The sequence below is a fragment of the Gluconobacter thailandicus F149-1 = NBRC 100600 genome (assembly GCF_000964465.1).
Lineage (GTDB): Bacteria > Pseudomonadota > Alphaproteobacteria > Acetobacterales > Acetobacteraceae > Gluconobacter > Gluconobacter thailandicus.
On sequence record NZ_BANH01000038.1, the window covers coordinates 16,495 to 27,682 of the forward strand.

At 53.4% G+C, this 11,188-nt stretch carries 7 protein-coding genes; all 7 read right to left on the bottom strand.

What is annotated here, in order from left to right; all coding sequences use genetic code 11:
* Positions 1-93: 93 nt before the first annotated feature.
* Complete coding sequence (locus tag B7444_RS10670) at positions 94-2,472, bottom strand: phosphoketolase family protein (protein WP_035730141.1); 2,379 nt, start codon at positions 2,470-2,472, stop codon at positions 94-96.
* Between the two features lie 12 nt (positions 2,473-2,484).
* Positions 2,485-3,711 (bottom strand): acetate/propionate family kinase, encoded by a 1,227-nt coding sequence (locus B7444_RS10675; RefSeq protein WP_035730171.1) that lies wholly within the window; start codon positions 3,709-3,711, stop codon positions 2,485-2,487.
* 972 nt (positions 3,712-4,683) lie between these two features.
* Positions 4,684-5,916 (bottom strand): metal-dependent hydrolase family protein, encoded by a 1,233-nt coding sequence (locus B7444_RS10690; RefSeq protein ID WP_035730137.1) that lies wholly within the window; start codon positions 5,914-5,916, stop codon positions 4,684-4,686.
* Between the two features lie 43 nt (positions 5,917-5,959).
* Complete coding sequence (locus B7444_RS10695) at positions 5,960-7,321, bottom strand: MFS transporter (RefSeq protein WP_035730133.1); 1,362 nt, start codon at positions 7,319-7,321, stop codon at positions 5,960-5,962.
* The gene (locus B7444_RS10700) at positions 7,318-7,980 is read right to left on the bottom strand and encodes a TetR/AcrR family transcriptional regulator (protein ID WP_016737958.1); all 663 of its coding nucleotides are present in this window, start codon (positions 7,978-7,980) and stop codon (positions 7,318-7,320) included. Before B7444_RS10700 ends, B7444_RS10695 begins: the two co-directional genes overlap by 4 nt.
* A 76-nt stretch (positions 7,981-8,056) precedes the next feature.
* The gene (locus B7444_RS10705; protein ID WP_035730130.1) at positions 8,057-8,554 is read right to left on the bottom strand and encodes a GAF domain-containing protein; all 498 of its coding nucleotides are present in this window, start codon (positions 8,552-8,554) and stop codon (positions 8,057-8,059) included.
* A complete protein-coding gene (locus tag B7444_RS10710; RefSeq protein ID WP_231502931.1) occupies positions 8,554-10,938 on the bottom strand; it encodes a TonB-dependent receptor in 2,385 nt (794 codons plus the stop codon). The genes B7444_RS10705 and B7444_RS10710 overlap by 1 nt, the downstream gene beginning before the upstream one ends.
* Between the last annotated feature and the right edge of the window lie 250 nt (positions 10,939-11,188).

Consider the following 11,188-nt stretch of genomic DNA (forward strand, 5'->3'; position numbering starts at 1 on the left):
CCATAGAACAGCGCTCAATTCAATAAATTCATAGGTCCTGATCCTATGTCTTTCAATCGGCTTTCTCGATCAGTTGCGTGGCGGCAAATTCACTCATCCGGTCGTCTTTACCCCCCACTTCCAGTCAACGATCTCGGGCATGTCCTGCCCGTGCGTGTCCACATACAGCCGGTGTTCGACAAGTTTGTCGCGAACGGCCTGCGCCGCATAGGCCGCCCGGTCGGCCAGTTTCGGCACCCGTCGTACGGCGTTGAGAACGAGATGATAGCGATCCAGATGGTTCAGGACTGTCATGTCGAACGGTGTAGTGGTTGTGCCTTCCTCGCGGAATCCGTGCACATGGAAATTACGCGCGTTAACCCGTTTGTAAATCAGCTTGTGAATGAGCTGAGGATAGCCGTGGAACGCGAAGATGACGGGTTTGTCGAGCGTGAACAGACTATCGAACTCAGCATCCTCGAGGCCGTGCGGATGCTGGTCATGCGACATCATCGTCAAGAGATCGACGACGTTCACGACCCGGATTTTCAGATCAGGCACATGGTGACGCATGATCGACACGGCAGCCAGCGTCTCCATAGTCGGGACGTCACCCGCACAGGCCATGACAAGATCTGGCTCACTGCCTTCGTCATTGCTCGCCCACTCCCATATTCCTATGCCCTGCTTGCAGTGCTTGATCGCCGCATCCATGCTCAGCCACTGGGGCTCGGGTTGCTTGCCCGCCACGATGACGTTGATGCGGTCCCAACTCTCCAGGCAATGCTGTGTCACCCAGAGCAGCGTATTTGCATCCGGCGGCAAATAGACGCGCGCGATATCCGCCTTCTTGTTGATCACATGGTCGATGAAGCCGGGATCCTGATGGCTGAACCCGTTATGATCCTGCCGCCAGACATGAGACGTCAGCAGATAGTTCAACGAAGCGATGGGGCGCCGCCACGGCACTTCCTTGGCCGTCTTGAGCCATTTGGCATGCTGGTTGACCATCGAGTCCACGATATGGATGAAGGCTTCGTAGCATGAAAAGAAGCCATGCCGCCCCGTCAACAGGTAACCTTCGAGCCAACCCTGACAGGTATGCTCGCTGAGGATTTCCATGACGTGACCGTCGGGCGAGAGATGATCGTCGTAATCGAACGTCTCCGCGTCCCATGCCCGTCTGGTCGCGTCCAGAACGGCATTGAGACGGTTGGAATTGTTCTCGTCCGGCGACCAGACGCGGAAATTCCGGCTGGCGAGATTGTCGCGCATGACGTCGCGCAGCCATGTGCCGAAAACGCGGGTGCTCTCGGCATTCGACCCACCCGGCGATGTCACGCTGACCGCATAATCATTGATGTCTGGCAGGCGGAGCGGACGCTTGAGCGCGCCGCCATTGGCGTGCGGATTAGCGCTCATGCGTCGTTCGCCTTCAGGAGCAAGGGCGCGGATTTCGGGCAGAAGTTTGCCACTCTCGTCGAACAGTTCTTCAGGCTTGTAGCTCCGGAGCCACTCGCCGAGCAGTTCCAGATGGCCCGGCTTGGTCAGGTCTGAGAACGGCACCTGATGCGAGCGCCAATAGCCCTCCGTCCGCAGACCATCGACCGTCTTGGGACCGGTCCAGCCCTTTGGGCTACGCAGGATGATCATGGGCCAGAGCGGGCGTGTCAGATCGCCCGTTTCGCGAGCCTTTTCCTGAATAGCCTCGATGGCGGTGAAAGCCTGATCCATCGCCGCGGCCATTTTCTGGTGCATGAGATCGGGCTCATGTCCTTCGACGAGGATCGGCGTATAGCCATAGCCCCGGAACAGGGCGACGAGTTCATCCGACGAAATGCGCGCCAGAATCGTCGGGTTCGCGATCTTGTAGCCATTAAGGTGCAGGATCGGCAGAACCGCACCGTCCGTGGCCGGGTTGAGAAACTTGTTGCTGTGCCATGACGTCGCGAGCGGCCCTGTTTCGGCCTCGCCGTCCCCGACCACGCAGGCCGTGACCAGATCCGGATTGTCGAACACCGCGCCATAGGCATGGGCGAGCGAATAGCCCAGTTCGCCACCCTCATGGATCGAGCCGGGCGTGGTCGGCGCGGCGTGGCTCGGAATGCCGCCGGGAAAGGAGAACTGCCTGACGAGGCGTTCGAGCCCTTCGAGATCCTGCGTCACCTCGGGGAAATATTCCGTATAGGTGCCTTCGAGATAGGTGCTGGCGACCACGCCCGGCGCGCCATGCCCCGGACCCGCGATGAACAGGATGCTTTTGCCCTGTTCGCGGATGATCCGGTTGAGATGGAGATAAAGGAAGTTCAGGCCCGGCGTGGTGCCCCAATGACCCAGCAGACGAGGCTTGGTCTGACCGAGCGTAAGCTTCTCGCGTAGCAGCGGATTGGCGAGGAGATAGATCTGCGCCACGGAGAGATAGTTCGCGGCTCTCCACCATTTATCGAACAGGGCGATTTCCTGGGCGGAAAGTGGGTTCTGCTTCGTGGTCATCCCTTTTGATCCTCAATTCCGGACAGGTTCGGATACGGCATCGTCCCCGATGCACGCGAGAACATGCCGATGAATGGATAACTCTTCGTCCGCCGGGATAACGAGCACCTTCACAGTGCTCTCCGGCGTGGAAATCAATGGACGGTGGACGGCGTTCGCCGCTACATCGATTGTAACACCCAGCCAGGCGAGATGGGCACACACATCGCGCCGGAACTGTGCATCATGTTCTCCAATCCCGCCTGTGAAAACAATCCCGTCCAGTCCCTGCAAGGCTGCGATCATGGCCCCGGCCTGCTGCACGAAACGATAAACTGCAAGATCAAGTGCCATGCGAACTGCCGGATCGTATGGATGTTCCCTCAGGGTACGCATATCCCCTGCCCGACCAGAAACACCGAGCAACCCGCTCTTGTGATAGAGGAGATTCTCAATCTCCTGGGGGGACAGTTGCTCTTCGCGCAGCATGTAGAGCAGGACACCAGGATCAATCGCACCTGTTCGTGTCCCCATGACAAGTCCGTCGAGCACGGAAAATCCCATCGTTGTATCAATGCTGACACCATGACGTAGGGCGCAAAGGCTCGCACCATTGCCGATATGGGCCGCCAGAACCCGCGCACGCGCCAGATTATGATGCTTCGAGCCCAAGTAACGCGCGATATGTTCGTATGACAGGCCGTGAAATCCATAGCGCCGTATACCTTTCTCCGCATAGGAGCAAGGCAGCGGCAGGTTCTGCGCTACAGCAGGCATGGTACGATGGAAGGCCGTATCAAAACAGGCGATTTGAGGCAGATCCGGATAGATGCGCTGCAATGCATGTATGGGCGCCAAACAGCCGGGCTGATGCAACGGCGCAAAGGACGTCATCTTGTCGAGACGAGCCAGCACATCATCGTCGATTAGAACGGGACTGACAAAATCTGGGCCGCCGTGTACCACACGATGGCCTACGGCCCGCAGGGTTTCGAGGCCGAGATGAGCTTCCAGCCACGCAATCAGCGCCTTGATTGCAGTATCGTGAGCGTTCTCTCGCGCATCCGGGGTAAGTTCCTGATCCACAAGAATTTCCGCCTTCTCGCCGCGTGCGATCAGCCTCGGTTTCTCGCCGATCCCTTCCAATTCTCCGGACACCAGCCGTGAAGCATGCACACCGCCCTCCGAAAACAGAGCGAATTTTACGCTGGACGACCCAGCATTCAGGACAAGAATTGCACCTGTAGCCGTAGGGAGCATCAGATCAGTCTCTTTGCCGTGCTCTTGCATCATGCACCGAAATCTCAGCCCTGACCTTGACGCAAATCAAGTGGCGCTAGGTGCTGTCTGCGTTCACCGCATCCAAATTATAGCGCATGCAGGATGGACGAAGACCATGAAGATGAAGAGAATTTTCTCACATCACAAGGCAATTCTGCGGAAGCATTTGAGGTTGGTGACAAAGAACGCGATCTGATGACGCTTCTTGTCGAAGCTCCAGTTGACCAGGGGCACGGTGGGCACTGCTGGGATTGGCCTTGGCTCTGTGCAAGTTGCCCCGAGGCCATCAGCTATGAACGCGCGTAGCGGGTCAGCAGGTCTAAAGTTCTTCCAAACCCGTGGATCACGATAAAAAACTCCTAGAGCGCGACAGAGATTACTCAAAATCGCGAGAATTCCAAAGCACCTGAACTGACGGCAAGACATCCCCTAAATGCCAAAACCTGCCTTGGTTGGCTTTAGTAAGATCTCTTGCTTTTCCATTAGACGAAGGACCGATTTGCGAGGAAAGCGAAATGTCCGCTTACTATCAGACACGCGCAGTAAAGGACTCTCAATTCCAGAATACCCGACTGCCATTTGGTACCTTGCGTTCAGTTGTAGCCAAAACGATGTTTTTGAGTTCGTCAGCAGAGTCAAGTGTCAAAACCTCGGAGATGAACGGTCCAATCTGCCTAGGTGGAATATTAACGACACCGATGATCTGCTAACCTGGCAGTTCATCGGGCGCATATAATGCAGTGATCTGAGCACTCGATCGCTTCGTGCCAAGATCAGGACCGAAATCAATAGTCAACTTTCATGCTGGTTTTCTGGCCTCAGGAAATTATCGTACGGCTACAATTGCACCGATACGGATGTCCATTGTAATAAAATTATTAAAGAAAGCGTTAGATACATCTGAAGTCCCTGATAAATATTATAGCAAGAAACACACTTACAGAATCTACCTCAGTAAGAGATAGTATTCTTAAATATGCTTCCTTCTTTCATGACGAGATTGACGTTTTTGGGGTCTGCCAGTACCGAGACGTCCTCGGCAGGATTGCCGTTAATAACGAGAAGGTCTGCGAAAGCACCCTCCTTCACAATACCAAGCTGATCTTTCATCCCTATTAATGCTGCAGCAACTGTTGTTGCGGATGCAAGAATATCAAAGGACGGCAGGACGCGGGCACGAATGGCAAATTCTTCGTTCTGTCTGTCATGGGCATCTCCGAGCAAGTCCGTGCCAAAGGCCATCGTCAGTCCGGCATCCTGCATGATGGAAAGACTTTCCATTCCGCGTGTCCGTACATCTGCGACTTTTGCTATAGAGACAGGTGGCAGACCAAAACGTGCACCATCATTGGCAAGCGCTTCGTATGTTACGAGTGTTGGTACCGCTACAGCGCCTGCGGCGGCGGCCAGCCTTGCGGTCGATGCATCAATGTTGTTGCAGTGCTCCAAAGAATGCACACCTGCACGAACAGCGCGTTCAATAGCGTCCGGCATGTAGAGATGAGCAGAAACATAGGTGCCGTTATCACGGGCTTCCTGAACGGCCGTTAAAATCTCTTCCGTAGAATACCCCTGTGCAGCAACGGGATCCGTAGGAGACGAAACACCTCCATTCGCCATGATCTTGATGAAACTGGCGCCTTCACGAAGAGTTTCCCGGCATGCAAAGCGCACTTCTTCAACGCCATCTGCTACCCGACCCAGTGCGCCATAGTTCCTTGCCCAACGCTTGGCATCATAAATATCGTGACGTGGCCGATTATCGGCGTGTCCCCCTGTGCGAGAGAGCGCTTTCCCACAAACAACCAGCCGAGGAGCTATGATATGGCCTTCCTCAATGCCTTGCGCCAGAGAATAAGGGGCACCGCCGACATCTCGTACTGTTGTAAAACCCCGTTCGAGCATTCCCTTCATAATGGGTAGGGATCGAAGCATGGCAAGCGCATCGGGAAGCTGGGCATTGGCTGTGAGGTCCATTGTGCTTGCGACAACATGAACATGGCAGTCGATCAGGCCAGGCATGAGCGTGGCACCACGCAAATCAATTGTCTGACCGATCACCTGCGTTGACGAAGACGCATTTGTATCAACGATCCGGCCATTTTCGATCAGAACATTCCCAGACCTCGGCTCTGTCTGAGAGCAGTCGATGATCGTAGCGTTCAGAAAAAGCGTCTGTGTCATAAAGCCTCAAAAAACAGATCAGAAGTAAAAAAGAAATGTGCGGTTAGTGGCTTTCAGCCTGAGAAGACAATGCTTCGAGAGCGAGGCCTTCTGTGCGAGGGCCGAAAAATAGAACTGTTGTGCTGCCCACCAGCAGAACGGCGGTAATCAGTGCAAAAACACCTGCGAACCCGATAATGGGCATGAGCACACCGACCAGAACGGGGGAGACAATGGCGCCAATCCGCCCTATGGCAGATGCGGTCCCATTACCCGTTGCACGAAGCGTTGTCGGAAAAAGTTCTGGTGTGTAGGCATAAAGGCCAGCGTATGCGCCATTCAGGAAGAGTGAGAGGAGCATTGCCGCTCCTACGACAGAGCCGTCTGAGTGTGAGATAACCAGCAGGCCCGCGGCGAGAACGCTGCCAAGAAGATAGACAGCAATCGTCGTTCGCCGACCAATGAGTTCCACGGCAGCGGCGGCCGAAAAGTAACCCGGAATCTGGGCGGCATAGATGGCAATGGAAAAGCTGAAGCTGTGTGTCATGGTCATGCCGCGCGCCATGAGAAAACTCGGCATCCAGGTGAAGACTGCGTAATAACTGAATGTCAGACAGAACCAGGCAATCCAGCTCACAGCGAGCGAGCGCCGATGAAGTGGCGAGCATAAAGCAGCAAACCGCTGCCCAATCGAAAGAGTGCTCGGCGCATCTGTGGGAGGCATCTGGCGCACTTGGGGTAAATTGTAGCCTCGATCGCGTAATCTTCTCTCGATGCCTTCAACGACATCTGCAGCAGCCTGCCAATGGCCAGCGCTTTCGAGCCAACGGGGTGATTCAGGCAGCGCACGTCGCCACCACAGCAGAAGCAGGACGGGGGCTCCAGTCAAACCAACGGCCCATCGCCAGCCGTCATGTCCCATGGGAACCAGGAAATTTCCCATCAGGGCTGCAGTCAGAAACCCGAAGGAAAAGAAGCCAGAAAGCGTTGCCGTAAAAGCTCCACGGTAACGGGCGCTGACAAATTCTGTCAGGTACGGAGCAATGATGGCAGATTCTGCACCCGTGCCAATTCCCGCAACAATTCGGCAAAGTAGAAAGGCTGGATAGGATGTCATAAGAGCAGAGAACGTAGAAGCGACACAGAAAAGCGCCAGAGCCCACATCATGACGATGCGGCGCCCGAACCGGTCCCCTATTGTTCCGGCCGCCAGAGCCCCGAAGAAAAAACCGATATAGGTTGCACTTCCTATGAAACCCAGCTTCGCACCGCCAATGGACCATAGGCCTCCCAGTGTCGGTAAAACAAAAGCGATGATGGCAGAATCAAGTCCATCAAAGGCGTAACCAGCCCCGCCAATCAGGAGTAACTTTGCATGAAATCCAGACAGAGGTAATCTTTCAAGGCGAGCCCCTGCACTACTCATCTGTCTTTTTTCCGTTTTATATTTTCAGAGGTTGCTGCCTGTGCAATTTCTCTGCGCAGAAGGTCGCGCCAGTATTGCAGAAGGTCTTCATAGTAACTTTCGTCATTACGAAGAATCTGCTGAGCTACCATTCCGCGCATAAGGCACATCGTTGCATTGAGAATGGTTTGCGCCCGTTCGGCTGATAATCCGCTGGTTCGCGAGAGATGCAGCCATATCCGATCCAGGGCGGCATGGAATACGGCGGCAACCGGCATCAGACGTTCTCGGAATGGTGTGTTGTTCCGAGCTTCCGGCAGGTATTCCATGGTGATGTGGAAAAGTCTGTCAGAGAGCATTTCCCACAGATGATCTATGATCCGGTCAGTATCGAGAGGGCCGGCTTCGATATTGGCAACAAACTCTTCCAGCTCGTCTGATGCACTGCGCAACTGCCATGAGATCGCCTCGACGACGAGATCTTCCTTGTGAGCGAAATGATGCGTCAAGGCACCGCGAGAGACTTGAGCATATTTGGCAACATCCAATGTTGTCAGCCGTGAGTAGCCTCGCTCATAAAGCAGCTCAATCGTCGCCTGAAGCAGGAGCGCGCGCATTGTATCGCTTCGCTCCTGCTGTGTCCGCCGACCTGAAGAAGCCGTCGCAAGAAAATCAGTCATGGTCATACTCCGGTTCCCATCGCTCACTTCAAGTCTAGTGCGCGCAAAGAAACCGGGCAAAGAGTCTGACAGTGCCTCATCCATAACTGCTCAGATTGACAGCATTCAGACCCGCAATGGCCATCTGCACGAAGATGGCCAGTTCTGCTGGGTCAACATCATCATAATGATGAGCTTCATGCAGAAGGTTGAGCGAACCAATGATCTTCCCATCCCAACGAACCGGAAGATTCAGAACGCTCGCACATCCAAGTGACGCGATCAGTTCATGGTCAAAAAAGACAGAGCGGATATCCTCCGAATTTCTTCCCACATAAGGCAGCCCGCTTTCCAGTACCTGCCTTGTCCAAGGCGTGTCTGAAACAGGCTTGGCTCCTCCGACTGGATACTCTGTTTCATGACTGGTCCAGATCCGCCTGATTAAAGCTGCCGCTGGATCGTACCGCAGAATTGTAAAGAGCCTGAAACCTGGCCTTTTGGAAAAGGCCTTTGCAATTTCGAAAAACCCGGTTTCAGGCTGCCCTGAAGCCGCAAGAGAGTGGGCAACCTGAAGTTCGGAAGCAGACGTGTACATCAGAACTCTGATCCGATCGTGACCATTGCTGAGAATGGAGCCGCCAGATAATAGGAGGGCGTACTGGCAGCAATCGTGGTGCCGTAAATACCTTTTGTCGCTTTTGAATTCGTCTGAATACTTGCGATGGAACTCAGGTAAGACACGTTGGTCAGATTACTGAGGTTCAGGCGTAGAGTTGGGCGGGAAAAAACGGAAAACCTCGGAAGTCGATACCCCAGCCCCAGATCGACTGTTTTATAGGCTGGCATCGATTGATCATTCATGAATGTCGAATACTGGCTGTCCACCCATTTGAATGCGATATTGGCGAAGAATGGACCGTGCGTATAATTCACGCCGATATTGGCCATGAATTTTGGGCTGGCCACCATGGTTTTTCCAGCTGTCGGCAGAAGGTCACCATTGACGACGAGATTGTTGTCGATCGTGGTGTGAAGATACTGGCCGTTGATATAGGGGGAAAATCCATGGAAAGGTTTCGTGGCGAGTTCTGCCGTGATCCCGCGAATAGTCTCTCCACCAGCTGAAATGGCCTGCTGTACAGGAGCGCCGTTCAGGTAGGTCAGCGCTACGAGCTGGTGGTTGGTCAGGTTCATATTAAACAGTGCCATGTCGAAATGCACAGCACCGTAATAACGAAGACCAATCTCCTCACCGATCGAATATTCTGGCTTTGCATTGGTATTTCCAGCCTGGGAGACCTTACCTGTCGAGACACTGTAGGTCGTCGGATACGTGCTTATAGGAACGGGTGCGCGTGTATTGGTTGTCCCGTTGATATAAACCTGCAATGCCTTGTTGATCTGCCACGACAACGAAAGTCTTGGCATAGGCTGCACGAAAGCAGACGAGAAATGATACGGACCGCCAGGAATCTGATTGGTACCTGACAGATAGTACATCATGGTTTTGAGGCCGATAGTCGCTTTGATTTTGTCGTTCAGAAAGCCCTGCGTGTCCGATACGTAGAATTCATTAACTTGCGAACTTTCCTGATAATGGGTTCCGCCGTAGATATCACCTGATGGTGAGCGCAGGACATACTTCCCAGTGGCATTTGGAGAATTGCCGTTTGCGTCCAGAGGTGTGAGGCCACCGCTCTGTTCAATGTTCCAGTGATCGTACCAATAGCCCGCAATCAGGTGATTGTGACGAGTGGGATCGTATTGGATATAGGCGTTTACACCTGTAGCAAATTCGGTTTGATTGGAATGAATCATGGCAGGTGTCGTTGCGGACGACAGACCAGGATCAACTTTCTCATTGCCATAATAGAAAGAGTTCGACTGAATCGATGTCTGTCCCGGGCTATCCACAAGAGACCAGTGAAAGTATGGAACAACATGCAGTCTGACTTTGTCAGTCAGCGTAATTTCATTCTGCCAGGATAGCAGGACATTTGTACGTTTATAAACATATGACTTCCAGTAGTTGGATGTCACACCGGGAGTATAGTTTCCCGCGTAGGTATATTGGGAAAAATTGTCTCCTGCCTTGTTTGCTTTTTCCCATGATGCGAGTGTGTAGGGCGCAAGGCGTGCGTTATCCCAATTGGAATATGAAATAAAAAGCGAAGATTTCGCGCGATCACTCCACTCTTTGATCGCTTTGAAATCCACGTGGTCTCGCGTGTTTCGCCCGGGCCCGGTGAAGTTGTCTGCTGCAGTCCGAGAGTAAGACGCAAAAAGCCTTATACCCGAGTGACCTATCTCTCCACTATCTACGCGCCCAAAAACACGTTGTCCTCGGAAAGAACCATAACTGTAGTCGACGTAGGCCCCTCGCTTACGGGAGGGATCACGCACCGTCTCAATCATCTCTCCGCCTGAAGCCGTCTGCACCGGGTCATTGATACGGGACGTGCCAGCTATAAGAGTGATATCGGAGATATTCTCGTTGTCGGCCCATGTTTCCGTATATGGCCAGTAATAAGCTTGATCGACGCCTGGAGCACCTTCAATTGTCCAGCCCATCTCTGTGGAATCCAGACCGCGTACGGAAATATTATTGCGAACGGACAACCCATAGGCATCGGATGAACCAAAGTTCACACCGGGAAGCGATGCGGCAATCTGGAGTGGAGAAGATGCTGCCCCGCGTTGTTGAATAGCAAGAGCACTGATTGAATTGGTTGCTTCAGGTGCATGCTGTCTTTTCATCAAGCCACCGGCAAGAGGGCGATCAGCACTGACCTTAATTTCTTCCGGGTCCTGCTGAATCTGCGGAGCCAGCTTCTTCGGTTTTGTCTCATGCACAGGGAGTTTATTCTTATGCACAGCAGCTTTTGTCGCTGCCACTGCGCCTGTCGCACTCATTACGGTCGTCGCAAACAAAGCTGCCAGGCGAGTAGATGTTACAAAGGGGGTGGGTCTGAGCGCCATGGTGCCGGTTCCATATCGGGCTGGAGAACTGCTTTCAGCAAGAACGACCCATCCATGAACGAAACAGAACGGATTCGCAATATAAAACAGACTGGATTGTTCTTTTGTTGTGATCCAGAGAATTTTATAAACGTCCTTCTTCGGCCACCGCCCGAAGAGAGTCAGAAGTTCGGCATGCGTGGAAAACGGAATGCCAGCTATAAAGCAATTCTGTTGAAAAAGTCGCTCTTGAAATAATCATGGCTTCCTG

Coding starts and splice junctions, on each gene's coding strand:
- B7444_RS10670 (WP_035730141.1), bottom strand. CDS start 2,472: ATGACCACGAAGCAGAACCCACTTTCCGCCCAGGAAATCGCCCTGTTC.
- B7444_RS10675 (WP_035730171.1), bottom strand. CDS start 3,711: ATGCTCCCTACGGCTACAGGTGCAATTCTTGTCCTGAATGCTGGGTCG.
- B7444_RS10690 (WP_035730137.1), bottom strand. CDS start 5,916: ATGACACAGACGCTTTTTCTGAACGCTACGATCATCGACTGCTCTCAG.
- B7444_RS10695 (WP_035730133.1), bottom strand. CDS start 7,321: ATGAGTAGTGCAGGGGCTCGCCTTGAAAGATTACCTCTGTCTGGATTT.
- B7444_RS10700 (WP_016737958.1), bottom strand. CDS start 7,980: ATGACTGATTTTCTTGCGACGGCTTCTTCAGGTCGGCGGACACAGCAG.
- B7444_RS10705 (WP_035730130.1), bottom strand. CDS start 8,554: ATGTACACGTCTGCTTCCGAACTTCAGGTTGCCCACTCTCTTGCGGCT.
- B7444_RS10710 (WP_231502931.1), bottom strand. CDS start 10,938: ATGGCGCTCAGACCCACCCCCTTTGTAACATCTACTCGCCTGGCAGCT.